This window comes from Variovorax sp. V35, assembly GCF_041154465.1.
GTDB classification, from domain to species: Bacteria; Pseudomonadota; Gammaproteobacteria; order Burkholderiales; family Burkholderiaceae_C; genus Variovorax; species Variovorax boronicumulans.
On record NZ_AP028666.1, the window covers coordinates 3120051 to 3146138 of the forward strand.

The 26088-nt window shown below is 66.9% G+C and carries 30 protein-coding genes and 1 tRNA gene; 15 read left to right on the forward strand and 16 right to left on the reverse strand.

Annotation, left to right across the window (positions count from 1 at the left end):
* Positions 1–53: 53 nt before the first annotated feature.
* On the forward strand, positions 54–980 hold the full coding sequence (locus ACAM42_RS14425; protein ID WP_369632438.1) for a hypothetical protein: 927 nt from the start codon (positions 54–56) through the stop codon (positions 978–980).
* 19 nt (positions 981–999) lie between these two features.
* Here the strand turns inward: ACAM42_RS14425 and ACAM42_RS14430 are convergent, their stop codons facing one another.
* From ACAM42_RS14430 to ACAM42_RS14445, 4 genes are all read right to left on the reverse strand, one after another.
* Positions 1000–2016, reverse strand: coding sequence for a phosphotransferase enzyme family protein (locus ACAM42_RS14430; RefSeq protein WP_369632439.1), 1017 nt, complete (start codon positions 2014–2016; stop codon positions 1000–1002).
* A 78-nt stretch (positions 2017–2094) separates the two neighbouring features.
* Positions 2095–2700: an RNA 2',3'-cyclic phosphodiesterase gene (gene thpR, locus ACAM42_RS14435; protein WP_369632440.1), complete on the reverse strand. Its 606-nt coding sequence runs from the start codon at positions 2698–2700 to the stop codon at positions 2095–2097.
* A 36-nt stretch (positions 2701–2736) separates the two neighbouring features.
* A complete protein-coding gene (locus tag ACAM42_RS14440) occupies positions 2737–2973 on the reverse strand; it encodes a hypothetical protein (protein WP_369632441.1) in 237 nt (78 codons plus the stop codon).
* A 78-nt stretch (positions 2974–3051) separates the two neighbouring features.
* Positions 3052–4320: an SGNH/GDSL hydrolase family protein gene (locus ACAM42_RS14445; RefSeq protein ID WP_369632442.1), complete on the reverse strand. Its 1269-nt coding sequence runs from the start codon at positions 4318–4320 to the stop codon at positions 3052–3054.
* Positions 4321–4430: 110 nt separating this feature from the next.
* Here ACAM42_RS14445 and ACAM42_RS14450 point away from each other — a divergent pair, with 110 nt between their 5' ends.
* Positions 4431–5339, forward strand: coding sequence for a LysR substrate-binding domain-containing protein (locus ACAM42_RS14450; protein WP_369632443.1), 909 nt, complete (start codon positions 4431–4433; stop codon positions 5337–5339).
* Here ACAM42_RS14450 and ACAM42_RS14455 read toward each other — a convergent pair whose 3' ends face one another.
* Positions 5340–6254 (reverse strand): Ku protein, encoded by a 915-nt coding sequence (locus tag ACAM42_RS14455; protein WP_095947520.1) that lies wholly within the window; start codon positions 6252–6254, stop codon positions 5340–5342.
* A gap of 33 nt (positions 6255–6287) precedes the next feature.
* Positions 6288–8816 (reverse strand): DNA ligase D, encoded by a 2529-nt coding sequence (gene ligD, locus ACAM42_RS14460; protein WP_369632444.1) that lies wholly within the window; start codon positions 8814–8816, stop codon positions 6288–6290.
* 246 nt (positions 8817–9062) lie between these two features.
* On the opposite strand from ligD, the gene ACAM42_RS14465 reads away from it, so the two are divergent.
* From ACAM42_RS14465 to ACAM42_RS14495, 7 genes are all read left to right on the forward strand, one after another.
* The gene (locus ACAM42_RS14465; protein ID WP_369632445.1) at positions 9063–9323 is read left to right on the forward strand and encodes a hypothetical protein; all 261 of its coding nucleotides are present in this window, start codon (positions 9063–9065) and stop codon (positions 9321–9323) included.
* Positions 9324–9330: 7 nt separating this feature from the next.
* Positions 9331–10506: a DUF3182 family protein gene (locus ACAM42_RS14470; RefSeq protein WP_369632446.1), complete on the forward strand. Its 1176-nt coding sequence runs from the start codon at positions 9331–9333 to the stop codon at positions 10504–10506.
* Complete coding sequence (locus ACAM42_RS14475; RefSeq protein WP_369632447.1) at positions 10490–11266, forward strand: alpha/beta hydrolase family protein; 777 nt, start codon at positions 10490–10492, stop codon at positions 11264–11266. The genes ACAM42_RS14470 and ACAM42_RS14475 overlap by 17 nt, the downstream gene beginning before the upstream one ends.
* Positions 11267–11378: 112 nt before the next feature.
* Positions 11379–11654: a hypothetical protein gene (locus tag ACAM42_RS14480; protein ID WP_369632448.1), complete on the forward strand. Its 276-nt coding sequence runs from the start codon at positions 11379–11381 to the stop codon at positions 11652–11654.
* Positions 11655–11806: 152 nt separating this feature from the next.
* Positions 11807–12031: a hypothetical protein gene (locus ACAM42_RS14485; protein ID WP_062472399.1), complete on the forward strand. Its 225-nt coding sequence runs from the start codon at positions 11807–11809 to the stop codon at positions 12029–12031.
* 46 nt (positions 12032–12077) lie between these two features.
* Positions 12078–12151, forward strand: a tRNA-Gly gene (locus tag ACAM42_RS14490).
* A gap of 173 nt (positions 12152–12324) precedes the next feature.
* Complete coding sequence (locus ACAM42_RS14495) at positions 12325–13551, forward strand: site-specific integrase (protein ID WP_159277301.1); 1227 nt, start codon at positions 12325–12327, stop codon at positions 13549–13551.
* Between the two features lie 487 nt (positions 13552–14038).
* Here ACAM42_RS14495 and ACAM42_RS14500 read toward each other — a convergent pair whose 3' ends face one another.
* Positions 14039–14938 (reverse strand): LysR family transcriptional regulator, encoded by a 900-nt coding sequence (locus tag ACAM42_RS14500; protein WP_369632449.1) that lies wholly within the window; start codon positions 14936–14938, stop codon positions 14039–14041.
* Positions 14939–15037: 99 nt separating this feature from the next.
* Here ACAM42_RS14500 and ACAM42_RS14505 point away from each other — a divergent pair, with 99 nt between their 5' ends.
* From ACAM42_RS14505 to ACAM42_RS14515, 3 genes are all read left to right on the forward strand, one after another.
* The gene (locus tag ACAM42_RS14505; RefSeq protein ID WP_062472395.1) at positions 15038–15367 is read left to right on the forward strand and encodes a nuclear transport factor 2 family protein; all 330 of its coding nucleotides are present in this window, start codon (positions 15038–15040) and stop codon (positions 15365–15367) included.
* A complete protein-coding gene (locus ACAM42_RS14510) occupies positions 15364–16146 on the forward strand; it encodes an SDR family oxidoreductase (protein WP_062472393.1) in 783 nt (260 codons plus the stop codon). Before ACAM42_RS14505 ends, ACAM42_RS14510 begins: the two co-directional genes overlap by 4 nt.
* Positions 16147–16412: 266 nt before the next feature.
* Complete coding sequence (locus ACAM42_RS14515) at positions 16413–17192, forward strand: alpha/beta fold hydrolase (RefSeq protein WP_139701817.1); 780 nt, start codon at positions 16413–16415, stop codon at positions 17190–17192.
* A gap of 505 nt (positions 17193–17697) precedes the next feature.
* On the opposite strand, the gene ACAM42_RS14520 is transcribed toward ACAM42_RS14515, so the two are convergent.
* Together ACAM42_RS14520 and ACAM42_RS14525 are read right to left on the reverse strand one after the other, a co-directional pair.
* Positions 17698–17991 (reverse strand): hypothetical protein, encoded by a 294-nt coding sequence (locus ACAM42_RS14520; protein WP_369632450.1) that lies wholly within the window; start codon positions 17989–17991, stop codon positions 17698–17700.
* A gap of 61 nt (positions 17992–18052) precedes the next feature.
* Positions 18053–18541, reverse strand: a complete 489-nt coding sequence (locus tag ACAM42_RS14525; RefSeq protein WP_095744401.1) for a hemerythrin domain-containing protein — start codon at positions 18539–18541, stop codon at positions 18053–18055.
* A 233-nt stretch (positions 18542–18774) separates the two neighbouring features.
* On the opposite strand from ACAM42_RS14525, the gene ACAM42_RS14530 reads away from it, so the two are divergent.
* Positions 18775–18993 carry a hypothetical protein gene (locus ACAM42_RS14530; protein ID WP_062472384.1) on the forward strand — a complete coding sequence of 73 codons (219 nt, stop codon included), beginning with the start codon at positions 18775–18777 and terminating at the stop codon, positions 18991–18993.
* Positions 18994–19135: 142 nt separating this feature from the next.
* Here ACAM42_RS14530 and ACAM42_RS14535 read toward each other — a convergent pair whose 3' ends face one another.
* From ACAM42_RS14535 to ACAM42_RS14565, 7 genes are read right to left on the reverse strand one after another with little or no spacing between them, the layout of a single operon-like run.
* Positions 19136–19573 carry an ester cyclase gene (locus ACAM42_RS14535; protein WP_235926634.1) on the reverse strand — a complete coding sequence of 146 codons (438 nt, stop codon included), beginning with the start codon at positions 19571–19573 and terminating at the stop codon, positions 19136–19138.
* Positions 19574–19614: 41 nt separating this feature from the next.
* Positions 19615–20169, reverse strand: a complete 555-nt coding sequence (locus ACAM42_RS14540) for a VOC family protein (RefSeq protein WP_062472379.1) — start codon at positions 20167–20169, stop codon at positions 19615–19617.
* Between the two features lie 23 nt (positions 20170–20192).
* Positions 20193–20960 (reverse strand): SDR family NAD(P)-dependent oxidoreductase, encoded by a 768-nt coding sequence (locus ACAM42_RS14545; RefSeq protein WP_095744403.1) that lies wholly within the window; start codon positions 20958–20960, stop codon positions 20193–20195.
* Complete coding sequence (locus tag ACAM42_RS14550) at positions 20953–21924, reverse strand: Bug family tripartite tricarboxylate transporter substrate binding protein (RefSeq protein WP_369632451.1); 972 nt, start codon at positions 21922–21924, stop codon at positions 20953–20955. Before ACAM42_RS14550 ends, ACAM42_RS14545 begins: the two co-directional genes overlap by 8 nt.
* Positions 21925–21961: 37 nt before the next feature.
* On the reverse strand, positions 21962–22744 hold the full coding sequence (locus ACAM42_RS14555; RefSeq protein ID WP_070059277.1) for an SDR family NAD(P)-dependent oxidoreductase: 783 nt from the start codon (positions 22742–22744) through the stop codon (positions 21962–21964).
* Positions 22741–23793: a substrate-binding domain-containing protein gene (locus ACAM42_RS14560; RefSeq protein ID WP_070059276.1), complete on the reverse strand. Its 1053-nt coding sequence runs from the start codon at positions 23791–23793 to the stop codon at positions 22741–22743. Before ACAM42_RS14560 ends, ACAM42_RS14555 begins: the two co-directional genes overlap by 4 nt.
* Positions 23790–24410, reverse strand: a complete 621-nt coding sequence (locus tag ACAM42_RS14565; RefSeq protein WP_062472365.1) for a carboxymuconolactone decarboxylase family protein — start codon at positions 24408–24410, stop codon at positions 23790–23792. Before ACAM42_RS14565 ends, ACAM42_RS14560 begins: the two co-directional genes overlap by 4 nt.
* A gap of 791 nt (positions 24411–25201) precedes the next feature.
* Between ACAM42_RS14565 and ACAM42_RS14570 the strand changes: the two genes are divergently transcribed.
* The gene (locus ACAM42_RS14570; RefSeq protein WP_095744406.1) at positions 25202–25537 is read left to right on the forward strand and encodes a hypothetical protein; all 336 of its coding nucleotides are present in this window, start codon (positions 25202–25204) and stop codon (positions 25535–25537) included.
* 50 nt (positions 25538–25587) lie between these two features.
* Positions 25588–26025 (forward strand): Hsp20/alpha crystallin family protein, encoded by a 438-nt coding sequence (locus ACAM42_RS14575; RefSeq protein ID WP_062472360.1) that lies wholly within the window; start codon positions 25588–25590, stop codon positions 26023–26025.
* The last annotated feature ends 63 nt before the right edge of the window (positions 26026–26088 follow it).

Here is a 26088-nt window from a genome sequence, read left to right on the forward strand (position 1 = left end):
CGATCGTTCCATGCCTCGCGCCGCCCCTCACTTTTCGCTAACCTGTTCCTCCCATGTCCGCACTCGCCGCAACCGCTGCATTTGCCCTTGCCGATGAGGTCGTCGCCACGCCGATCGGCCCGCCGCCGCCCGCGCCCGATGTGCCCATGCCGCCACCGCCGCCGCCCGTGCTGCCGCCCGAAGGCGATCCGCCGCCCGTCATGCCCCCGGTGACGGACCCCGGTTTTCCGCCGCCGGTGACCGACCCGCCGCCCCTGCAGACGGCCGTGCCCTTCGGCAAGCCGCACGCACGGCGGCTGCGCGAGATCTACCGCTCGGCCGGCTGGCCCTGCTGCGACACCATCGAGGTCGAGCTGCTCGCGGGCGGTTTTCTCGAACGCGTGCGCAGTGCACTGGGCCACGAGACGCTGCGCGTGACCGACGCGGGCATTGCGCGCATCGCCACCACGCTCACTGTCAACCGCGCGGCGCTGTCGCCGCACGAGGCGCTGGTGGAGCGCGTGGCGCGCGAGATGACGCGCGGCGGCCGCATCGCCTGGCGCGGCCTGGGCCTGCGCGCCCGGCTGCCGCCGCTGGAGGAGGGCGGCAAGCCGCGCTGGTGTATGGCGCGGCCCGACGTCTTCTCGATCCGCAACACCAGCGTCGAGGCCTATGCGCATCCCATCGTGCACGAGGTGAAGGTCAGCCGCGCCGACCTGCTGGGCGACCTGCGCAAGCCCGACAAGCGCGCGGCCTACCTCGACCTGGGCGGCGAGTGCTGGTACGTGCTGGGCAACGACGCCAAGGGCCGCTGCATCGCGTCACCCGACGAGATCCCGGCCGAATGCGGCGTGATGGTGCTCGAGGGCGAGCGTCTCGTGGTGGCGCGCGCCGCGGTGCACCGTGCCTTCGAGCGCATTCCTTTTTCGGTGTGGCTGGCGCTGGCCAAGGCGCAGCCCGTGGCGGGCTTCGAGGACGACGCGCAGGACCTGCTGATCTGACCCGCGCCCTTCAGGTGCTTCAGGTGATGGCGTCGTAGTCGCGGTGCGCGACGGCGACCACGTTGCCCGGCTCGAACTGGCTTGCCATCTGGCGCAGGCCTTCCTCGCGGTCTTCACGGCTGGCCTGCGGGTCGAACATCTGGTCGCAGAACTCGAGCAGGTCGCGCACGATGCGTTCGTGGCGGTAGTAGGCGAGGGCGAGCGTGTCGATCGCCTCGCTCGTGCCGTAGCCCTGGAAGAACAGCGCTTCTTCGCGCGGCTGGTTCCACACGCCGCCGACCCCGCCGCCGATGAACATCAGGTCGCGCTCCTTCGGCGCGAGGATCAGCGTGTCCCAGTCGACGATGCACAGGCGGTCGCCGTCGCCCAGCAGCACGTTGCCGGCGTGCAGGTCGGCATGGCACAGCACCTGCGGCAGCGACTTCTCGAGCAGGATCGAGGCAAGCTGTTCGCTGCGGTAGACGATCGAATCGATCTCTTCGTCGTGTGCGTTCCAGAAGGCCAGGAAACGCTTCACCAGATCGTCGCCCGCCACGCCGTTGATGAAGCGGCGCTGGTAGCGGCGCACGCCTTCGCGCCAGTGGTGCGAATAGCTTTCGCGCGGCAGGCCCGCGCGCAGAGATTCGGGCAGCTCGGTGCGGTGGATGGCGCTCAGCGTGGTGCCGAGCAAGGTCCATTGCCGGTCGGTCGGCGTACGCGTGAAGCCGTCGGTGCCGTCGAAGAAAGGGTAGAGCGCCCAGTCGAAGCCGTGGTCCTGCACGCTGAGCCGCTGCGTGCGCGTGAGCAGCGGGGCCATTACGGCGTCGATGTCATAGGTGTGGTGCAGCATGGCCGGCACGTCGACCACGGCGGGCGTGAAACCGCCTCGGCGCAGCTTGAGGAAGTACGCGTGGCCGTCCGATGCCTCGATGCGGAACGCGGCCGAATCGACGTCGGCGCCCAGCGGCAGGAACTCGGCGCGTGTCGCCTGGAGGCCGTAGGTTTCGGCGAGACGCGCTTGAACGGCGTCGGGGGCGATATCGGGTGGTGTCAGCATGCGGCGGGTGTGGCGTGGGTTCGATGGGCGCCGAAAATTGTCTCACCCGATAAGGCCACGAAAGCCGGCCCGCCGTTGTCAGACGGCGTCTTCTTTGTCTTCTTCGTCGGCCTCGTAGGTCGCCAGCACCTTGTGCTCGACGGGATGCGAAGTGAACGAGCGCACGAGCAGGAATTTCCTCACGTGCCACGGGATCGGCGGCAGGCGCATCGGGTAGGCGGCGCCCTCGGTGCGGCGGGCGATGGTGATGTGCGGTGTGAACGTCGGCGTTTCCGTGACGATGCCCGCCTTCTGGACGGCACGGCCGATGTCCGCATGCAGGGTGCGCAAGGCGCCGTGCTCGGCGGGCTGCAGCACCGCGATGTCGTTGCGCCATGTGCGCGAGCTGTCCAGCACGAGGCTCATGGGCCGCACCCGAACCTGGGCGAGCGCTTCACGCAGGCGTTTCTCGACATCCCTGGGCTGGTCGCCGAAGCAGTGGAGCGTCAGGTGCAGTCGCGGGCTGCGAGGAAAGTAGTGGCCCTTGGGCCAGATCCATTCCTTGCGGTGCGCTTCGATCGCCGCTTGCACGTCGGGCTCGGGAAACAGCGCGATGAGAAGGTGACGTTGCCTCTCGAAAGCGGGGGAGTCCCAGTCGGGTTCGGGCTCGTTCGCAAACGCATCGCCACGGTTGAAGTCGTCCATTGCAGTTCTCCGGGGGAAGAAGGATGAAAAGGCGGTTCAGGGCTCCGGCGGCCACCAATGCGCAGCCGTCGTCCGGATGACGCGCGCCGCCTGAACGCGGATGTCATCCTGTTCGTTGCTGTCGTCGTGGCCGTGCTCCCGGGTCACGCGGAAGGGCCAGTTCGAAATCCGGCCTGTCTTGCCGGTGGGGCGCGAACGCGACTGCAACGGATGCTGTCGCGAGGAGAAAAAAAGCACCTGCGCGGAGGGCGCAGGCGGGTTGGCGGTGGTCATGGCGTCGCCTCGAATGTTGTTCTTGGAGACGAGCCATTCTAGAGAAAATACTGTATTTATGTACAGTATATTTGCAGTCTATCGAAGATCGTTGCCGAGCAAGGCGTCGAGGTCGATGGCCGCCGCCATCGCCCGGTAGCCGGCGTCGCCGGGATGCAGGTGATCGCCCGAATCCATGGCGGCCTTCAGCCGCGTCGGCCGGGCCGGGTCGCGCAGCAGCGCGTCGACATCGACCACCGCATCGAAGGCGCCGCCTTCGCGGATCCAGCGGTTGATGGCCTGGCGCACCTTGTCTTTCTCGGGCGAGTGGTGGCCGGCCAGCGGCGTGCCTTCGAGCGCGTGCTCGTTAGGCGGAATGGTGGCGCCCACGATGCGCACGTTGTGGGCGTGGGCCATCTCGATCAGCTGGCGAAAGCCCTGGATCACCGCCTCGGCGCGCACCGCGGGCTCCTGCGGCGCAAAGGGGCCACCGGGCCAGCCGATGTCGTTGGTGCCCAGCAGCACGACCATCGCGCGCACGCCGGGCTGCGCGAACACGTCGCGGCCCGCGCGTTCGAGCGCCGCGCGGCCCATGCCGTCCTTCAGCAGCCGGCCGCCCGAGATGCCGGCGTTGAGCACGCCCACGCCGCGCGGCGCGAGCCGCTCGGCCAGCGCGTCGGGCCAGCGCGTGTGGGCGCCGGGCGTGGACCCGTTGCCGTCCGTGATCGAGTCGCCCAGCGCGACGACGGTGACGGGCGTCTGGGGCGTCTCGACGATCAGGCCGCTCACGTAGACGCGCGTGCTCCACGAGGTGGCGGCGGCCGGCAACCGCGCCGCGGCGCTCAGGTCGCCGTCGGCGATGTACAGCGTCTGCCGCGCGTCGAAGTGAAAGCCCGCGGGCTGGCTGGGTTCCGGCAGGTAGAGCGACACGGCCACTTCGCTCAGCGCGGGCAGCGGCAGGTCGACCGGGTCGCTCACGAGGCGCGCGCCGGGCGGCAGCGTCACGTCGCTGCGGCCGCCGAAGCGCAGCACCCGGTCGGTGCCTTCGACGACCGCCGAGCCGCTCGCATGGCGGGCCACGCGCGCCGCGCCGATGTGCAGCGGCGTGGTGCCGCCTTCGTTGCTGATCACCACGCGCAGCCGCGTGCCGCCGATGCTCAGGCGCGCCACCTGGCGCAGCGTCTGCCGCTCGAAGCGGGCGGGAATGCCGATGGGCAGCACGAAGCTTTCGTCCCACAGCGGCTGGGTGGAGGCCATCCAGCTGGGGCTCCAGTGCGTGGGCGCTGCAACGGAGACGGTGGCGGCGCCCGCGAGGGAAAGGGCGAGCGCGCCCTGGCGCAGGAGGGTGGTGAGTCGCGAAGCGGTCATGTGAATGTCCTCAGGTGAAAGAAGTGTCGATGGGCGAACTTTCTTCCATTCGAATCGCGAGGGGTAGAAGGCAGAATGGCATACATCGCATTCCCGATTCGAATGACCCCATGGACACCCTTCGCGCACTCTCCGCCTTCGTGCACAGCGTCGAACTCGGCAGCCTCTCGGGCGCGGCCCGCGCGCTCGACACCACGCAGCCCACCGTGAGCAAGCTGGTCGCCGGGCTGGAGCGATCGCTCGGCGTGCGGCTGCTGCGGCGCGCGGCCACGGGCCTGAGCCTCACGGAGGAGGGCCAGCGCTTTCACGAACGCGCGCGCCGCATGCTCGAGGACTACGGCGACGCCGTGGCCGATGCGCGTGCGCAGGTGCAGCAGCCGCGCGGCCTGCTGCGCCTGAGCGCGCCGGTCACGCTGGGGCAGCGGCATCTCAACGCGATGGCGGTCGAGTTCCTGCGGCTGTACCCCGACATCGAACTGGAGCTGGTGCTCGACGACCGCTTCGTCGATCCACGCGAAGAGCGCATCGACGTCTCGCTGCGCGTCGGCGGCGCGTTGCCGCCCGACCTCGTCGCGCGCCACCTGGGCAGCTGGCCGCGTGTGCTTGTCGCCTCGCCGGACTACGTGGCCGCACGCGGCAAGCCGCGCACGCCACAGGACCTGCTGGTGCACGACTACCTGCGCTACGCGGCGGGCGACGACGGCGTGCTGCTCACGGGCCCCGACGGCGCGGTGGCCGTGCCGGTGCGCAGCCGCTACCGCGTCAACAACGCCGTGGCGCTGCTCGACAGCGTGCTCGCGGGCGCGGGCGTGTCGCTGCAACCCACGTGGATGGTCGCAGACCTGCTGGCGCAGGGGCGGCTGGTGCGCGTGCTCGCGCGGCACACGGGGCCGGCGCAGGAGCTGCACCTGCTGTACGCGCCGCGTCGGCAGTTGCCGCTGCGCGTGCAGGTGCTGGTCGACTTCCTGGCGCAGCGCGTGGCGGCGCTGCCGGGGGCTGCGAAAGCGCCGCGGCGTTAGTCAGGCCGCCTTGCGGGCCACGCTCTTCGCGCGTTTGGCGGCCGCAGGTTTGTGCGCGGTCTTGCGTGCAGAAGCCGTCGACTTCGCCGCACGCTTCTTCGCCGCAGGCGGCGTGCGCTTGCCGCTGCGCAGGCTGCGCGCGAGCAGCTCGGTCAGGTCGATCACCTCGGCGCCGCCCTCAGGTGCTTCTTCTTCCGGCTGCACCACCGTCTCCGTGTCGCCCGCCTTGACCTTCTTCTCGACGATCTTCATCACGGCGTGCTTGAACTCGTCCTTGAATTCGTCGGGGTTCCACGGGCCCGACATGTCGCCGACCAGCTGCTCGGCCATCTTCATCTCGGCGGCCGACAGCTTCGCGCCCTTGATGCCGGCGGCCGGCAGGTCGAGCCCGTCGGCGTCCTTGATCTCGTCGCCCCAGCGCAGCAGGTTGAGCACCAGCACCTTGCCGAAGGGAATCAGCAGCGCCAGGTGCTGCTTGGTGGCGATCACCACCTTGGCCAGGCCGACCTTGCCGGTCTTCACCAGCACCTCGCGCAGCAGCGCGTAGACCTTCTGGCCCTTGTTGATCGGCGCGAGGTAGTAGGGGCGCTCCAGGTACACGAAGGGAATCTCGCCCACGTCGAGAAAGCGCTGGATCTCGATGGTCTGCGTGGTGCGCGGGTAGACGGCCTCGATCTCCTTGGGCGAGATCACGACGTACTTGCCGTCTTCGTACTCGAAGCCCTTCACGATCTGCTCGCGCGCGATCTCCTTGCCCGTGCGCTTGTTGATGCGCTTGTAGCCCACGGGGTCCATGCTGCGCTTGTCGAGCCAGTCGAAGTCGATGCCCTGTTCGGTGCTGGCGGTGTGCAGGCCCACGGGGATGTGGACCAGCCCGAAGGTGATGGCGCCTTTCCAGAGGGTTCTCGTGGCCATGGTGTGCTTCCTTCCTTGTGCGTGGGTTCGTGGCTATCGCTTGAAGCCGAGCCGCTTCATCGCCTCGCCCAGCGGCTGGCGCGTGGTCCAGTAGTCGGCCCAGGGGTTTTCGGACTGGAACGACAGGTGTTCGCGCGCGGTGGCGATGGTCCAGTGCGCGCCGCTCTTGAGGCCGGCGAGGTCGTCCCAGCGCACCGGCATCGACACGCCCATGCCCGGCCGCGCCCGCGCCGAGTAGGCCGCCACCGTGGTCGCGCCCACGCCGTTGCGCAGGTAGTCGGCAAAAAGCTTGCCCACGCGGTTCGAGGGCCCGCTCTTGGCCACGAACTTCGACGGAATCACGTGGGCCATGTGCTGCACGATGGCGCGCGAGAAGGCCTTCACGGTGTCGTTGTCGTAGTGCATGCGCAGCGGCACGACCACATGCAGGCCCTTGCCGCCGCTGGTCTTGAGCCATGACGCCAGGCCCAGTTCGGTGAGCAGCGTGCGCATCAGCAGCGCGGCTTCCTGCACATGCGGCCACGGCGTGCCTTCGCCCGGGTCGAGGTCGAAGATCATGCGGTTGGGCCGGTCGAAGTGCGTCGAGGTCGCGTTCGAGGTGTGGAACTCGATCACGTTGAACTGCGCCGCGTTCAGCAAGGCCTCGCGCGTGCCGACCTCGAGCATCGACGGGTGGCCGGGCCACAGGGCGGGGTCGAGCTGCTTCACACCGGCGATGTGGACCTTCTCGGCATGCTTCTGGAAGAAGATATCGCCGCCCACGCCCTGCGGCCCGCGCACCAGCGCGCAGGGGCGGCCCTTCAGGTGCGGCAGCATGTCGTTGGCCACCGATTCGTAGTAGCGCACGAGGTCGAGCTTGGTGCGGCCCGAGGCCGCATCGATCACGCGCTCGCCGTGGCTGACGGCGACGCCGCCGACGGTGGAGGCGGTTTTCTTCGACGGTGTCTTCATGGCCTTCGTGCCCTTCTCGCGCGGGGCGGGTGCGATGTCGCGGGGTTCTTCATGCACGATCTCCGACGCCGGCTTGTCGTCGCGCATCGCCACGAAGGACGCGTGGCGGACCTGCCCGTCCGGCGTCCATGCGGCGAAGCGCACCTCGGCCACGAGCTTCGGCTTCACCCAGTGCCGCGTGCCGCCCGGCCGGCGGCGGCCGGGCTTGGCCTCGCCGCCGGTGAACGGCGCGTGGTCGGTGTCCAGCGCGGCGAGCTGGCGGCGGATGTCGCGCGCCTCGCGGTCGTTCCAACCGGTGCCGACGCCGCCGACCGACACCAGCTCGCCATTCTTCGCGTGCACGCCCAGCATCAGGCTGCCGATGCGCGTCGGGCTGTCGGTGCGCAGCGTGTAGCCGCACACCACGAACTCCTGGCGCCGGATGCACTTGAGCTTGAGCCAGGTGTCGCTGCGGCGCGAGACATACGGCGCGTCGGCGCGCTTGGCGATCACGCCCTCGAGGTTCATGCGGCAGGCCGATTGCAGGATCGAGTCGACATCGGCCTCGAAGTCGCTGCTGAAGCGCAGGCGGCGCGTGGCGCGCGCGTCCATCAGTTGCCTGAGCAGTCGGCGGCGGTCGGCGAGCGGCGTGTGGCGCAGGTCGAAGCCCTCGAAGAAGGGCACGTCGAACAGGAACATCACGATGGGATCGGCGTGTTCGCGGTCGAGCGCGTTCTGCAGCGCGTTGAAGTCGGGCGTGCCGTCTTTGTCGGGCACGACGATCTCGCCGTCGAGCCAGGCGTTGCCGATGCCCAGGCGCTCCAGCTCGGCCACCAGCTTCGGCAGCTTCGCGCTCCAGTCGTGGCCGCCGCGCGTGAGCAGGCGTGCCTTGCCGTTGCCGATGCGCGCCATGAGGCGGTAACCGTCGAACTTGATCTCGAAGATCCAGTCGCCGGGCGCGCCTTCGGGCACGCCGGTGGCCAGTGTCGCGAGCTGCGGCGAAAGCCTGGCGGGCAGGCGTGCCTTCACCGCGCCCGTTGCGGGCAAGGCGGGCAAGGCCTTGGCCTTGGCGGTCTTGCGCGCCCCGGCCACGCTGTCGGGCAGCGCGGACACCACGTCGTACTCGGCATGCGAGCGCGCGAAGGCATCGCGCTTCTTGAACAGCAGCCAGGGCTCCTGCCGCTCGCCGCCCTTGGCGATCCTGACGAGTTCCCACAGCCCTTCGAGCTTCTGGCCGTGCAGCCGGAACGCGAGCTTGCCCGCGGCCAGGCCCTTGCGCGGATCGCCCACGGGTTCCCAGGTGCCGTGGTCCCACACGATGACGTCGCCCGCGCCGTAGTGGCCTTCGGGAATCGTGCCCTCGAAGCCGGCGTACGACAGCGGGTGGTCTTCCACATGCACGGCCATGCGCTTGTGCGCGGGGTCGAGGCTCGGCCCCTTGGGCACGGCCCACGACACCAGCACGCCGTCGAGTTCGAGCCGGAAGTCGTAGTGCAGCCGCCGCGCCGCGTGCTTCTGGATCACGAACGCGGGCGCGTGCGGCCGGGCCTTGCCGCCTTCGGCGGGTTCGTCGGTGACGGCGAAGTCGCGCTTCGCCTGGTAGGTTGCGAGGGGCGTGTCGGAACGGGCCATGGCCTCTGGTGTGCCCGCATTCGGGCCGCGCCGCATCGGCCAGGTGCCCGGTCTTCGTGTGGGCCGAGGCCGCACGCGCGCGCGAGGACGGGGCAACGGTCAGGCGGGTGCCAGACGGGTCCCACGCGCAGGCGCTGTGCCCTCCGACCGGCGTGCGGTGCGATCCGCAGAACATGGAGGCACTGCAGCCGCCAACCCGGAGGAGGCAGCCATGTGAGCCCGTGTGCATCGCACCAAGGAGACCCCATGACTTCGAAGCAGACCCCCGACCCGAAGCCGGCGAGCCCGGACAAGAACCCGCCGGAGAAGTTTCCGTTTCCCACGTCCGAGAACCACGGCAAGCCACCGGCCGAGGCCGCCAAGCCGACCGAGCAACCGTCCAGCGAAGAAGCGCTCGACAGCGGCGTGGAAGAGTCCTTTCCGGCGAGCGACCCGGTGTCGGTCACCGTCACGAAGGTCAAGCTGCCATCGGGCGATGCGGACAAGGACAAGAAGACCGACGCCTGAGGCCCCGATGGACCTGCGCCTGAACACCGTCATGGCCCCGGAACCCGCCACCGGCCCGGCCACGCGCCGCGTCGTCACCTGGGACGTGCGTCCGCAGGGCTACTGCAGCGAACACGAGCACGCCACGCGCGCCAACGTTGCGCAGCGCCTGGCGGCGCTCCAGGGCTGGGCGTTCGCAGGCGCCTACGACGCCAGCCAACCGGGGCCGGACCCGCTCTACTTCGTGCCGAGCGACACGCTCACCGACCCGCACCAGGCGCGCGCCATGGGCATCGCCGGCGTGGACGACCTCTTCGGCGGCGTGGTGCCGCATGCCTTCGTCGCCACCAAGGCGATCAGCCATCCGCTCATCGGCCCCGACGCCGTGCGGCCCTTGGGCTGGTCGGCCAGGATCGCGGTGGAGATCGGCGATGCCGCCTTGCCCGGCTTCACCTGCTTCAGCCTGGACGAGGCGCGCGTTGCGGGGAGGGCGCTGCTCGACATCGGCCGCGTGCGCCTGAAGCCCGTGACGGCCACCGGCGGGCGCGGGCAGCAGGTGGTCGACGGCGTCGATGCGCTCGAGCGCGGTCTCGATGCGATGGACGACCGCGCGATCGCCACCGAAGGCCTCGTGCTCGAAACCAACCTGAAACAACCCCAGACCTACAGCGTCGGGCAGCTGATCGTGGCGCAGCGCATCGTCAGCTACTGCGGCGAGCAGCGCCTCACGCGCGACAACGCCGGGCAGGAGGTCTACGGCGGCTCCGACCTGCTGCTGGTGCGCGGCGACTTCGACGCGCTGCTGGCCCGCGTCGATCCGCCGCCACCGCTGCGCCGCGCGATCGAGCAGGCGCGGCGCTACCACCGCGCGGTGATCGACTGCTACCCCGGCTTCTTCGCCTCGCGCGTGAACTACGACGTGGCGCAAGGGCTCGACGGCCAGGGCGACTGGCGCTCGGGCGTGCTGGAGCAGTCGTGGCGCGTCGGTGGCGCCACGGGCGCGGAGATCGCGGCGCTCGAAGCCTTTCACCAGGACCCGGCGTGCCAGCGCGTGCACGCGTCCTGCTTCGAGGTGTACGGCGAGGCCGCCCGCGTGCCCGCCGGTGCCATCGTGGCCTACCAGGGCAACGACCCCGAGACCGGGCCGCTGTGCAAATACACGGTGATCGAAACCACCGCCACCCCGCATGCCGACACGCCATAGTTCCATCGACATTCCCGTGGACGGCCATCACATTGAGGGCACGCTGTTCGCCGCGTCCAGCATGGTGCCGGGCGTGCTGCTGGTGCACGGCTGGGACGGCAGCCAGAAGCAGTACCTCAAGCGCGCGCAGGAGATCGCCGCACTCGGCTGCGTCTGCCTGACCTTCGACCTGCGCGGCCATGCGCGCCATGAAGGGCTGCGCCAGCAGGTGACGCGCGAAGACAACCTGCGCGACGTGCTCGCCGCCTACGACGCGCTGGTGGGCCACCCGACCGTCGACCCCGCAGCCGTCGCCATTGTCGGCAGCAGCTACGGCGGCTACCTGGCCGCGCTGGTCAGCGCGATGCGGCCCGTGCGCTGGCTCGCGCTGCGCGCGCCCGCGCTGTACCGCGACGGCGAGTGGGACACGCCCAAGGGCCTGCTGAGCCGCTCCGACCTCGTGGCCTACCGCCGCACGCTCGTCGGGCCCGACGACAACCGCGCGCTCGCGGCCTGCGCGGCCTTCACCGGCGACGTGCTCATCGTCGAATCGGAAGACGACCAGACCGTGCCGCACCCCGTCATCGAGAACTACCTCGCCGCCTTCAAGCGCGTGCGCTCGGCGACCTACCGCACCTTGTCCGGCGCCGACCACGCGTTGTCGCGCCTGGAATCGCGCCAGGCCTATGGCGCGCTGCTCGTGTCGTGGATCACCGAGATGACGCTGGGCGCCAAGGCGACGTCGACGCTCACCAGGCCGGTGACGAGCGGCTCGGCCTGAGGCACGCGCCGAGGCTGTAGGCCGCTTCCTTCCCGAACATGCGCGCCAGTCCATCACCATGCGCCCTGTCGCGCGCGCCGAATCCTGACCCCATGGTGACGGAGACAAAGAGATGGACTTCGAAGGCATCTACTGCTTCGATACGGCCACGGTGCGTTTCGCCGTGTACCCCGACGGTCCCGACGGCGCGCGCGTGCTGGCGCAGATTTCGCAAGACGTGCTGCACGATGCGCTCGGCGCGAAGGAAATCGGCGAGCACACGCTGCATGCCTGCAAGCGGCATTTCGACGTGATCTCGGCGGCGGCGGTGGCGCGCTTCAGGGCCGATCCGCACGGGCCCATCGTGCTGGCCTGCGCCGATTTCGGACGGATGCGTGCACGGCGCTGAGACGCGGGCAGCGAGGCGCTGTCGGGCGAAAGTTCTCGCACGGCGCTCGCACCGTGCGACCTGTCGATTTGGTTACAAAAGCGACCTATCTGGACCCGCATTTCGGGGGCGCAACGACCTAGACTGCGCCTCGTTTCCTCAGGAGCCTTCCCATGCCCATGGACTTTCTGGAGCGCATCGAAGACGCGTCGTTCCCGATGGCGGTCCGCGACGAAGCCGACATCCACTGCGCGACCATGCTGGTCGCCGCGCACCTCATCGAAGCCGTGCTGCCACCGGCCGCCAGCGGCACGGGCCCGCGCGTCGCCGTCGTCCTGCTCATCACGCCGCAAGGGCGTGCGGCGCTGCGGCTGCGAAGGGATGCGCTGCAGACCTGAGCGTGCGCCGTGTGCGAGTGAACTGACGTTAGAATCCGCGCCTGCTGCGGGTGTAGTTCAATGGTAGAACGGCAGCTTCCCAAGCTTCATACGAGGGTTCGATTCCCTTCGCCCGCTCCAGTTGACGTTCCGAGGCATTCCTAGAGGATCCAAGAATCTCTTGAAAATCAAGGGGTTACGGTTAAGAAGGGTCCGAGAGAAGCCTACGCGATCCAAGCGAAGCCAACGCCTCCACGGGGCACGGCACGGGGAACATCGGTATATTTGGCTCAGACCCAAAGCCTTGTTCCCCTATGCTCACAGAACTCGCCTGCAAAAACGCTTCGTGCCCCTCTGACAAGAAGCGCGCGCGCCTCAGTGATAGCGGCAATCTCTACCTGGAAGTCGCGTCCAACGAATCCAAGCGCTGGTTTTGGAAGTACACGGTTGGCGGCAAGGAGAAGCGGCTCGCGATTGGCAGCTACCCCGCGGTCAAGCTCAAAGATGCGCGAGCGGCTCGTGATGACGCGCGCAAAGTGCTGCAAACCGGTGCTGACCCCACCCAGCGCCGCCGCCTAGACAAGGCAAAGGTCCGCGCGACCGCAGTGACAACCTACGAGAAGGTCGCTCGTGAATTTCACGCGCTCAAGCAGCGGGAGTGGAGTGAGGCGCACAGCACCAAGTGGTTGCGCCTGCAAGAGAGCAATCTTTTTCCCTGGATTGGCGGATTGCCTCTGGGCGAGATCACCGCAAACGTCTTGTTAGAGCCGCTGCGCCGAGTCGAGGGGAAGGGGTTGAATGAGACGGCGGTTTCCCTGCGCCAGTACGCCGGGCAAGTCTTTCGGTATGGCATCGCGACGGGGCGCTGTGAAGATGATCCGGCCACCAAGCTGCGGGGAGCGTTGGGGGCGGTGATCGTAAAGAACATGGCTGCTGTGCTTGATCCCCAGAAGGCGGGGGACCTCATGCGCGCGATTGACGGCTATCGCGGACTGCCCGCAACAAGAGAAGCGCTGCTCTTGTCCGCTCTACTTTTTCAGCGGCCCGGCAACATCCGCGCGATGGAATGGAGTTGGGTCGACTTCAGTGGCAGTCAGGTCGTCATACCGGCAGCATCGATGAAAAGGACGAAGCAGGCAAAGCTCAATGGCGAGCCTCACCTCGTTCCCCTCGCCCCTCAAGCGGTTGATTCGTTGAAGCGTATGAAAGTCCTGACCGGACATGGGCGCTACGTTTTCCCCAGCTTGCTTACAGGCGAGAGGCCGATGTCGGACAACACGGTTAATACCGCACTGCGACGGATGGGGTTCAATAACACGGAAATGACTGCGCATGGTTTTCGCGCGATGGCGAGAACGATCATGGTTGATCAGCTCCGCGTCAATCCTGAGGTGATTGAAGAGCAGCTGGCGCACGGCAAAAGCGGGCCTTTGGGGACCGCGTACAACCGCACCCAGTTGAAGGAGCAGCGCCGCGAAATGATGGTGCTCTGGGCGAATTACTTGGATCAACTCCGTCTGTCCAAGCCGGCTCTCTCTTGAGGGCTCGTGTTTGCGAAAAACACGGTGCTGATATCACGCAATGCTTCGCTTTTTCTCGTGAAGCTTGCCAAGAGGCTGAGGCTGTATCAGCGCCCCGCGAGCGGCGCCTGCTGAAAGACGCCTTCAGACTGGTTGCAGTCAGTCGGTATGGCCCGCTGAACGTCTGCTGTGCGTCTCAATCGAGTCCTCCGGCAGCGCGTCGATCCGCCTCGCCGCGGCGGCAAGGCGGACGGATCTGCGCCGCTCAATCGACGCTCGCTCAGATTTCCGTCTGCTCCGAGATCTCTAGGGAACGTCTGATCAAGTCCGCCGATGAACGATCGGAACGTTGATCACGCCTCGCAGCCGGAGATCGCCAAGCTGCTCGCGAGCCATGCGGAGTTCCGGCTACCCGGCTCCTATCCGCGGAAATATTGAAGTCACCATCGAGCGACGCCGGCAGGGCCTGCCCGGCCCCCGGTCCGATCGCCGGGAAGAGAAAGTCCGCTCAGGGGTCTTTCTCCAGCATGCAGTCGATGAAGGCGCGCAGTGCGGCAGGGAAGTGGCGCCGGCTGGGGTGGTACAGGAACAGGCCAGGCCTTGCAATCGACCAGTCGGCGAGAACCTCCACCAGCCGCTCCTGGGCGAGCAGTGCATCGACGCGTTCGCGATCGAAGGCATAGACGATCCCCAGCCCTTGGAGTGCCGCAGCGACGCCAGTGTCCGAGTGGTTGGTGACCAAGGGTCCTTCCACCGCCACTTCGATCCGCTTGCCCTTTTTTTCGAACTCCCAGCGGTAGGAACTCCCGTCGCCCTGCAGGCGCCAGTTGATGCAGGCGTGGCCGTGCAGGTCGGCGGGGGACCGCGGTTTGCCGCGACGCTCCAGATAGTCCGGGGATGCCACGGCCACCATCTTCACGTCCGGCGTCAAGCGCACCGCGATCATGTCCTTCTCCAGCTTGCCCCCGACGCGGATGCCCGCATCGAAGCGACCGGCGACGATGTCGCTCAGGCCGTTGTCGACCACGATGTCCAGTGTCACTTCCGGGTGCGTCCGGTGAAACCGGCCCAGCCGGGGGCCGATCACCTGCCAGGCGGCCATGCCGAGGGTGTTGATGCGCAGCGTGCCGCGCGTCTGACCCGCCATCGCGCTGGCTTCATTCACTGCATCGGCCATGTCCCGGAAGAGCGGCGCGATGCGCCCGTACAACTGCGCCCCGGTAGCGGTGGGGGCCACGCTGCGGGTCGTGCGGTTCAGCAGCCGCGTACCCAGCCGCGTTTCCAGCTGTCGGATGGTCTGACTCAGCGCCGAAGCAGACAGCCCCAGATGCTCGGCGGCGCGGGCAAAGCTCGCGCGTTCCACCACGGCAGCAAAGGCCTTGAGCTCGGCAAACTCCGATCCGCGCATTCTGTATTTTCTTCTACATAGCTCGTGAAGATTCTAGGCGATTCACTTATTGATGATCGACGCGCATCCTGAGGTCTTCACATCCAAGGAGTCGTCACCATGAGTACCCTGATCCTTCCCGCTCCGATCGCCGCCTACTTCGCGGCCGATCGGCAGAACGCCGAGGCCCTGGCCCGCTGTTTCACGCCTCAAGCCATCGTGAAGGACGAGGGCCGCACCCACACCGGCCGCCGCGCCATCCAGGAATGGAAGAGCGCGACATCCACGCAGTACGCGTACACGGTCGAGCCATTTGCGCTGGACCACGCGGGGGAGTTCCAGGTCGTGCGGGCGCACGTGGCCGGCAATTTTCCCGGCAGTCCGGTCGATCTTCGATATCGCTTTCGCCTCGAACGCGGCCTGATTGCGTCGCTGGAGATCACGGCATGAGCTTCGATCTTCAACTCCAGGGCCAGCGCGCGCTGGTCACCGGCGGCACCAAAGGCGTTGGCGCCGCCGTCGTTCAAGGCCTGCGCGACGCCGGTGTGCAGGTGATGACCACGGCCCGCGCCGCGCCCGCGCGGCCCATCGGGGGCGTGGTCCATGTGACCGCCGATCTGGCGACGGCTGAAGGCGCCGCCAAGGTGGCGCACTCGGTGCTCGGGCATTGGGGCGGCCTCGACATCCTGGTGCATGTGGTCGGCGGCTCCAGCGCACCGGGCGGCGGCTTCGCGGCCCTGGACGATGCCCAGTGGTTCGCCGAACTGAACCAGAACCTCATGCCGGCCGTGCGGCTCGATCGTGCGCTGCTGCCCGCCATGCTCGCGCAGGGCTCTGGCGTCATCGTCCACGTCAGCTCGATCCAGCGCCTGCTGCCACTGCCGGAATCGACGACCGCGTATGCGGCGGCCAAGGCGGCCTTGTCCACCTACAGCAAGGCGTTGTCGAAAGAGGTGACGCCCAAGGGCGTGCGCGTGCTGCGCGTGTCGCCCGGATGGATCGAGACCGAAGCGTCGGTGGCGCTGGCCGATCGCCTGGCCCACCAGGCCGGCACGGATTACGAGGGTGGCAAGCAGATCATCATGCAATCGCTCGGCGGCATTCCGCTGGGTCGACCGGCCAGGCCGCAGGAAGTTGCCGACTTGATCACGTTCCTTGTGTCACCCCGGGCGGGCTCGATCTCAGGGTCGGAACACCTGATCGATGGCGGGACCGTCCCGACGGTCTAGGCAAGGCCGCGGCCATCACCGGCACGGTACGAAAGCAGCTGGCTGCACACGCGTGCGATGGCGAGGGACTGCGTGCGTGGCAACGCCTCCCGCGCGCCATTCGGACCGGACAGCTTTATTGCGCATCTGAAGCGTGTCACGAAACGCAGTTTTGAAGAACAGCAATTCTTGCGCGCAAAGCTTCAACTTTGGCGTGATATTCGCAACCCTGTTCAACACGTTCTTTCCTACCATTTCGCTTCTCCCATCCACTCACAGGACATCCCATGAACTCACTGATTCGCAAGCTTTTGATCGCAGCTGCGACAACCGCCAGCATCGTCGGTCCCGGTGGCGGCGCCCATGCCCAACAGGTGCAGGCGAAAAACGTCGTGCTGGTGCATGGCGCCTTTGCCGATGGTTCGGGCTGGCGCGGCGTCTATGACGAGCTCATCGGCCGAGGCTACCGGGTCACCATCGTTCAGAACCCGCTGACGTCTCTGGCCGACGACGTGGCGGCGACGCAGCGCGCGCTCGCGCGCCAGGACGGTCCTACTATCCTCGTGGGTCACTCGTGGGGGGGCACGGTCATCACCGAAGCGGGCATCCATCCGAAGGTGGTGGGTCTTGTCTATGTCTCCGCGCTGTCGCCCGACGCCGGCGAGACCACAAGCGAACAGTACGCGGGATTCACGGCCCCCGACTTCGTGATCGACACGCAGTCGGACGGATTCGGATTCGTCAATCGGGAGAAGTTCAAGATCGGCTTCGCCGGCGATGCCAGCGATGCGGACGCCGCGTTCCTGCGTGATTCGCAGGTGCCGATAAACATGTCGGTGTTTGCGACCAAGCTCAATCACGCCGCATGGCGGACCAAGCCAAGCTGGGCGGTGATCGCGACCGAGGACAGGGCCTTCGACGTCCGGATGTTGCACAAGATGGCCAAGCGCATCGGCGCCACGGTTCAGGAGGTCAAGGCAAGCCATGCGGTATTCATGACCCAGCCGAAGGCAGTCGCCGACGTGATCGATCGAGCTGCCAGGGAGGGAGGGCGCCGGGCCCAGTGATTCCCTTGAATGCGAGATGGCCGTTGCGCGCTCGCTTCGTCTAAAGCTTGGCCATCAGCTCTCGAAGCTTCACTTCGTCAGAAGCAATCGCAGCAAGTTCCAGCGGGGTGCGTCTTTGGCTGCCATCCAGCTTCCGCGGACGAAAGTCGATGACGCAGATTGACCCGAGTGCAAAGCCGTCGGTGTCATGGACCGGCGCCCCTGCATAGAAGCGAAAATGGGGGGTACTGGCGACCCCAAGGTTGCAGACTTGCACGGCTCGGCCGTTCACTATCTCGAAGGACGCTGCGGCGTCCCCCAACCGCACGCGGTTCAAGAAGTTTGTGACTGCGAGCCTGCCGGGCCACGTGCCACCGGATAACCAGCCACCCGCCGAATTTGCGAGGACGGTCCTCGAGCTCAGGGCCAACCAGCGTGGGTGGAAATTGGTGCCCGTACTCAGCCCCTGACCGCGGAATTGGCTCCGGCGTTCGGTCTCGCTGCCCCATTGGGCGCGCCCGGAGCATCAGTGCGGTGGACGATGGCGCATCCCATCCAGTTCTCTGGAGCTGACTGGTTGAGCATCTTGAAGGGCCAGGGCTCGATCGATGGAGCGCCGCGAAAACACTTGCGATTGCCCGCAGTTCATGCAGCGATACATCTGAACCCGGGGTAACAGGCGAAGCCATGCCTGCCCCGGGACACTTTCCAGATGCTTGATGTTGCACGAGCATGCAAAGTACGGAAGCTTCATCGCGATACCGGGTGGGCGCAACATTCCTGCGGAATTGCGAAGTTGCGGCTTGGTGAGGGCCAGCATTGACGGCTGCGTCTTTGCGAAGGGGCGGCGGAACGCTTCCAGGAAGGGGCCTAGGGGCAGTCTAGGCCGTGACTGCCATGTCCGCCATCAATTCTTCTTTGCGAGTGGTGAGTTGCTCGCGCATGGCAACCAGGTCGAGTCCCCGCGCGGCGCGCGCTTTGGGGAACATCTCGTTGCGCTCTTCCTTGACGTGGTGGTCGATGTACTCGCCCAGGACCTTCACCTTCGCATCGAACATCTCATCGACTTCGGTCGAATCCTGGATCTGCGCAATTAAGTCTTTGGCGCTCGCATGTTCAACCTCGGCTTCGTCGAGCAGTTCAGTTTCCTTGATGGCTTCGCGCACTGCTGGATAGAGGAGCTCTTCTTCGAGTTGCGTGTGAACGGTCAACTCCATGCAGATCTGCAGTGCAAGATCTCGCTTCTTCTCCGAGGCGCTGGCAGCTTTTGAGCTGGCAAGCTCCTCGTAGGCGGCGAACATCTTCTTGACGTTCTTGTGATCGGTGTCGAGTAGCGAGCATGCATCGGGTTCATGGCGCTTGGCTGTCATCGGGGTCTCCTGGTCGGTGGGTCCCCAACATCTCAGGGGTGGGTGCTTGTGGGCGTAGGACGGCGTCGCTGCGGGAAGCCGTCAATGTGCTGAGGCTCTCCGGTGCGTGAACTGTGGGCTCAGCCCCAGGAGCGGGAGAAGTCCGTTCTGCTCATGGAAGAGAGAAGGGCCTTGCGGGGATTGAGGGAGGTCCTTTGACCTAAACTGAGCCGCTTCGAGAAAGGGAGCGCTTCATGCCGATGGATTTCCTCAAGAAGGTCGAACACGAAACGTTGCCGCTGACCGTGACCGACCCCATGGACATCCGCAACGTCGCGGTGCTGGTTGCCGCGGGGCTTGTCGAGGCGATCCTTCCAGAAGAGGCTGAAGCCCATGACCTGCCAGCGGTTGTTCTGCGAATCACGCCTCATGGCCGGGGCGAGCTTGAGCGGATGCGCGACAGGCCGCTGTGAGAGCCTGCGCAGCGCAGGAGAAACATCACTCGGTGTTGAGAGCAAGCCGCCAAGACGATAGCGCACAGCCAGTGAGCAGGAGGTTGGGTGGCTTCCCGCCTCCTCTCGACGCGCGCAGCCGAGGCGAAGCGCGAGAGGGTCGTCAGATCAACCCGAGCGCGCGCAGCTTCGCATCGGGTGCGGAGTAGGGCCGCTCGCACACGATCTTGTCGGAACCTGGCGCGAACTCGAAACTTGCCGCCAGGCGGATCCGGAATTTCCGGCCTGTGGCATCGAACACCTTGTCGTTGGCATGCAGCGGCCCGAGGTGCGTTCCGCTGAGCCAGAACTCGACCAGTACCGTGTCCTGGTCGGCGGCGATGGCGATGATCTCGTTGGCCAGGTCGGGAAAGGGCGTGCGCGAGCTGCGGAAATAGCCGCGCACTTCTTCCTCGCCGTCGAACACCACGCCGCTGCCGTGCATCTCGTAGCGGGGATGCTCGAAGGTGTCGATCACCGCATCCCACTCCTGCGTGCACTCGAGCGCCATGTGATCGCGTACCGTCTTGATGCGTGCCGCTTGAAGGGTTGTGGTTTGCACGGAATCTCCTGCTGGTTGGTGAACGGGGTGGTCGGGAGCCGTCATGGCACCGGGGCGATGGCGTTCGCGCCCATGCGGCGGATCGGGTCCTTGCCGTCCCATCCTTCGGCCGCGTGCCGGATGTCGCGGAAGTACTCGCCCTTGCCGCCGGCCATCTCGGAGATCTCGAACATGCCGCTGGGCAGGTCGGGATGCACGAAGTAGGCGAAGCGCCCGCGCATGCCCATGCGGCCACTGTGGCCCTCGACGTAACCCGTCGAGCGCAGGTGTCGCACGGCGTCGTCGAAGCCATCGTCGCTCCAGTAGGCCAGGTGCTGGGCGCCCTCGCCGCCGCGGCGCAGCGAATCGAGGTAGAGCGAGGGGGCGTCGTCGCGCTGCTGGATCAGCTCGATCTGCAGGTTGCCGGAGTTGGCCAGCGCGATGGACAGCCGAGGCAGGCGCGACGGCTTGCCGTAGTAGTTGAACTCGGTCGTGCCGACCTCTTCCTTGTAGAACCATGGGCCCACGCCCAGCGTGCGCGACCAGTGGGCCATCGCCTTCTCGATGTCGTGAACGACATAGCCGACCTGGCGGGCGCCGCCGAACAGCATGCTCATTGAATGGACTCCTTGGGGCGTGGTCAGCGCATGTACGCGCCGCCGTTGACGTCGAGCGTTGCGCCGGTCACGAAGGACGACAGGTCGCTTGCCAGGTACAGGCACGCGCCCGCGATGTCTTCGGGCTGGCCGACACGGCTCAGTGGAAAGGTCTTGCCCAGCGCGTGCTTGTTGTCGTCGGAGTTCGCGCCGCGCGAGAAGTCCGTCATGATCAAGCCCGGCGTGATGGCGTTGGCGCGAATGCCTTGGGGGCCCAGTTCCTTGGCCATGGCGCGCATGAGGCCCAGCACGCCGGCCTTGGCGGCGCAGTAGTGGCTGCCGCCGAACACGCCACCGCCTTGCTGCGCGGACATCGACGAGATGCAGATGATCGAGCCGCTGCGTTGTTCGATCATGGTGGGGATCACGCACTGCGACATTTGGAGGGTGCCGCGAAGGGTAATGCCCACGACCTGCTCGAAGTCCTCGGCGCTCACGTCCAGCACACCGCGTTTTTGTGTGATGGCAGCGTTGTTCACCAGCACGTCGATGCGGCCCGCCCATTGCAGCACGCGCGCCACGGCCGCCTTGCAGGCGCCGGCATCGCGCACATCGCAGCCGATGCCGATGTGCTCGGCGCCGAGGGATTCGGCAGCGACCTGTGCCTGCCCTTCGTCGAGGTCGAGCAGCGCCACCCGGGCACCGTGGCGGGCGAACAGCCGTGCGGTCGCCAGGCCGATACCGCGCGCACGGGACGCACCGGTGATCAAGGCCACGCGGCCCTGCAGCAGGGGAAGGGCCGCGTCACTCATTGCTGATGTTCGCGGCCTTGGCGATCTGCCGCCAGCCCTCGATGTCTGCGGCGGTCATGGCGCGCAGTTCGTCGCCACCGACGAACGCGGCGGTGATGCCCAGGTCCAGAAGACGCGCCTTCACGTCCGGCATCTCGACGACCTGCTTCAGCGCGGCGGAGAGCTTGGCGACGATCGGCTTGGGGGTGCCCGCGGGTGCGTACAGCGCCCAGCGCAGCGCGCCCATGCGCTTGCCCGCGAAATCGATGCCTTCGTCGTCGTAGCTCGAGACGTCGGGCAGACTGGGCGAGCGCGAGGTGCAGGCGGTGATCGCCTTGACCTTGCCGGACTTGACCATCGGCGAGCCCGATGCCATGTCCACGTAGGCCAGCTTGACGTGGCCGCCCAGCATGTCGGTCTGGCTCTGCACCACCGATTTGTAGGGGATGTGGCTCATCTGTGCCTGCGTGCGCAGATTGAAGAGCTCCCCGCAAAAGTGACCGGTCGAGGCGATGCCCCAGCTCGCGTATTGCACGCTGCCGGGCGACTTCCTGGCCAGCGCAATGAGCTCCTTGGCGTTGTTTGCCGGGAAGTCGTTGGTCGCGATAAGCAGGATAGAGGCGGTGCCGACCTGCCCGATGGGTGCGAAGTCCTTGACCGAGTCGTACGAGAGCTTGGGATTGCTCGCGGGCAGCAGCACGTGCGTGGTCGCGCCGCCCAGTCCGATCGTGTAGCCGTCGGCCGGCGCCTTGGCGACGAAGTCGGTGGCAATGGCACCGCTGGCGCCCGGCTTGTTGTCCATCACGAACACGCCCTTGACCAGGGGCGCCATCTTGTCGGCCAGGAGCCGGCCGAGCGCGTCGCCGCCACTGCCTGCGGCCGAGATCAGGACGAAGCGGATCGGCCGCGACGGATAGTCCGAGGGCGCCTGGGCATGGGCGGCGAATGCGAGGCCCGCGAGCGCGGCAATCCACAGTTTGCGCATGGTGTTGTCTCCTTGTCGTTGATGCTCGAATACCCGTCTACAGGGACAGTCCGCCGTCGACCACAAGCTCCAGGCCCGTCACGTAGCTCGATTCGTCGGAGGCGAGGAACAGCGCCGCGTTGGCCACGTCCCAGGCCGAGCCCTGGCGGCCCATGGGGCAGCGCGCGTTGCGTGCCTGTCGGCCGGCCTGCGCCTCTTGTTCGCTCTTGAAAAGGGCCGCGGCATGCGGCGTGTCGATCAGGCCCGGCACGATCACGTTGCAGCGCACCTGGTGCTGCGCGTACTGGCGCGCCACGACGCGCGTCATGTGGTTCAGTGCCGCCTTGGAGGTGCTGTACGACAGGAACTGCATCGGGCTCCACTTGCGGCTCGCGATGGAGGAGACGTTGATGATGGCGCCGCCGCCTTGTCGGATCATGTGAGGCACCACGGCGCGCGCCGTGAGCATGGGGCCCTTGAGGTTGATGGCGTGCACGCGGTCCCAGGACTCCTCCGTCACTTCGATCAGCTCGCCGAATTCCTCGATACCGACGTTGTGGTGCAGCACGTCGATGCGGCCGAAGCGTGCCAGGCAGTGGTTCACCATCCGCTCGATCTGCTCGCTGCTGCGCACATCGGCCTCGAAGGCCTCGGCGATGCCGCCGATGTCATGAATGCGACGCACCGACGTCGCCGCAGCTTCGGGCGACCGGTCGACGCAGATCACCGTCGCGCCTTCGCGGGCGAAGGTGACGGCGCAGGCGGCGCCGTTGCTGATGTCGGTGCCGATGGAGCCGGCGCCGACCACGATGGCCACCTTGTCCTTGAGACGCTGCGTCATGAGGCCGCTCTCGTTTTCTTGCGGACGGCAGCGGGTGCCTTGGCGACCGGACCGCAGGATTCGCGCAGCACCATCTGGGTGGTGAGCAGGATGCGCTCCTGCTCAAGGGGGGCTGTGCTGTCCAGCCGCCGCAGCAGCAGCTCGGCCACGGCGGTGCCGACCGCTTCCAGGTCCCAGGTCAGCGAGGTGATGGCGGGACTGAAAAGCTGCGACAGGTCGGTGTCGCCGATGCTGACGACACTGACGTCATCGGGCGCCAAACGGCCCGAGTGACGCAGTGCCTGCAGCACGCCCGACAGGATGCGGGTGCCCAGGCACAGGAAGGCCGTGGGCGCCGTGGGGGAACCCAGCAGCGAGAGGGCCTCGCTGAAGGCGAAGTCCATCGCCGACTTCTCGGCGCGGATCAGCTTGGGGTCAGGCTGCAGACCACGCTCCAGATAGGCGTCCCTGTAGCCCATGATGCGCTCGCGACCCGGACGCAACACGCTGCCGGGCGTCAGCAGTGCGATGCGCGTGTGACCGAGGTTCAGCAGGTAGCGCGTGGCCTGAAGCGCGCCGTGGTAGTGGTCAACGTGCACGCCCGCGTTGTTGCCCTGGAAGTCGCGATCGAGCGCGATCACCGGGCCGTGCGCCGCCAGCTGGTCGAGGTAGGCCGGGGTCTCGGCCTGGCAGGGACCGAGGATGAGCCCGTCCACGCGCCGGCGCCGGAACAGGTCGATCAGGGTTTTCTCGCGCTGGTCGTCGTTGTGGGTGCTGGCCACCAGCAGCGCATAGCCCGCCGCCAGCAGGCGCGATTCGACCGCCGTGATGATCCGCGCGTACAAGGGGTTGGCCAGATCCGACACCAGTAACCCGACCACGCCTGTCGAGCGGGTGCGCATGCTCTGCGCCACCGAATCCGGCGTGTAGCCGAGCTCGCGCGCCGCCTTGGTGACCGCTGCGATGGCCTGCTCGCTAACGCGCCCGCTGCGGTTCAGGGCCCGCGAGGCCGTTCCAATCGCAACGCCGGCGGCCTTGGCCACTTCGCGGATGGTGATCTTGGCCTTCATGCCGGCACTTTCGCCTGTGCAAGCGGGGCAGGGAAACGCTCGGCACCGGGCTCGAGCGGCACGGCCGCGCTGTTCAGGAACAGCGCGGCCATGTGATAGAAGCTCGACGCGAAGATCAGCTCGATCACCTGCTCCTGCGGCCAGCCCGCGCCAAGGGACTGCCAGGTCTGATCGGACACCGTGCAGTGGTGGTGCAGCTCATCCACCATGCGCACGATCAGGCGTTCCCTGTCGCTCCACAGGCCTGGCGACAGCGCATGCCAGTCGGCACTGCCGGTGAGCTCGCGCACCTGCGCGGCATCCAGGCCGCACCTGTCCGCGTAGATGCTGATGTGCATGCCCCATTCGTACTCGGACCGCGTGAGCGCGCCGGTGCGGATGATCGCGATCTCGCGGTCCCGTTCGGGCAGCGCGCACTGGAACAGCACCACATGTGCCATGGCCTGGAAGGCCGGGCCGAGCTTGCTGTGATTCGCGAGCGCCAGTCGAAGGTTCAGGGGTGACAGGCCCTTGAAGGCGGTGCTCTGCACGGCTGCTGCCACCTCGGGTTCGTAGGGGGGCGGCCGCAGTGGCAAGCGTGTGGAGGGTGCGAGAAAGGGCGATGCAGAACCGGTCATGACTGCAGTTTGCGGTGGGCGTGGAAACGTTTCTACAGTGATAACCCTGAATTCCCAAAACGAAGGAAATTACGAAGGAGAAAGAAGTGCCGAACGAATGAAAACGGTTCCACATCTTTCCACCACCTTAGGATCGACTTCAGCCGGATGGCCTTCGTCCCGGAAGCAGACGTGGTCCGGCGATGGGAATCCCTGCGACGCCGCGTGACGTCAAGGGCCGGCTCAAGCTGTTTGCAGATGGCCGTTGCGCGCTCGGCCAGCATCGGATGAGCTGCGCTGGACGCGACGCATGTCAGTCTCCGGCCAGCAACCGCTTTCGTTTTCCGGGTTGGGCCGAAGCTCTTGATGTCCGCACACCTGGCGCAGCCTGCTGCAGGCAGAGGGTGCCCGTCGAAAAACGGCTGACGCAGCGACCGCGGCCCCTGGAAAGTGCTTGACCCTCTCGCAACGGCACGGTCTAGGATGCCTTCAACTTGAGAGGTATGTTGCCCGAATACGCCCTGCAGAATCGACGCGCCCAGGCGCGTTAGCGCGTCGGTCCGGCCATTGCGCTGGCGTTCAAGAATCAGAAGTTGTCTGACATGCCTGCGTCGGCGCGGCGCGGTAGATTTTTGTCTCCGCGGCACCACCGCGGACTTGCTGTAAACCTCAGCCCGGTCGCGTGCGGCCGGGCTTTTTTTCGTGTCGGCCTGCGTCTCGCGCGGGTGTCGAAAACCGCCTCTTGAAAATCGATTCGGAGGCTCCTATGTTCGCTTGCGTCGGAAATTGGTCAACCGAAAAGGAGGTATTCAATGGCCATGAACTTGCTCAAGCAAATTGCCGGCTCTCGCTTGCCTGTCTCGTTCTATCGCACCGCGGACATCGATCAGGTGCGGGTGCTTCGGGCCGCCGGGCTCGTCGTTGCCCTGATCCCCGCGCCCTCGAACTCGCTCGCTCTGTCTGGCTCCCCTTCGGCCGCCCAGGTGCTGGCCATCACGCAGAAGGGGCGCGAGGAGTTGGCGAAATTCTCGTACCCGCAGTCGCGCACCGCGCGCTGGCGACAGCGACCCTCCAGGATCTTTGCACGGCACCGCGCGGACAGCGATGGCGCTGCGCGGCCGACGGGCACGCACGGCCTGCCCCAGTGAGGGGCGGCTCGATTCTGTTCAGGTTCAATTGATTTGACAGGAGGTTTCCCATGTACCGATCTTTCTTCCCGCGCGACATGCTGGCCGAGATGGATCGCCTGCAACGGGACATGCAGCAGGCGTTCGATCTGTCACCCACCATTCGCGGTTACGGCAGCAACGGATTTCCCGCGTTGAACGTGGGCGCCACACCGCAGGCGCTGGAGATCTTCGCGTTCGCCCCCGGCGTCGACCCGGCCACGCTGGAGATCAACCTCGAGCGTGGTCTCATGACCATCGCGGGTGAGCGCAAGAGCCTGCTTCCCGATGCGCAGGCCAAGGCGGCCGTGCACATCAACGAGCGCTTCGAGGGGCCGTTTCGCCGCGTCCTCACTCTGCCGGACGATGCCGATCCAGAGGCCGTCGAGGCCCGGCTGCGCGACGGTGTACTGCGCATCACGGTCCGCCGCCGGGCCTCGGCACAGCCGCGGCGCATCGCTGTCCTGTGAAACAAGGAGGTGAACATCATGAGCAATGACGTACAGACCGCATCGCCCAGCGCGCCGGAACCC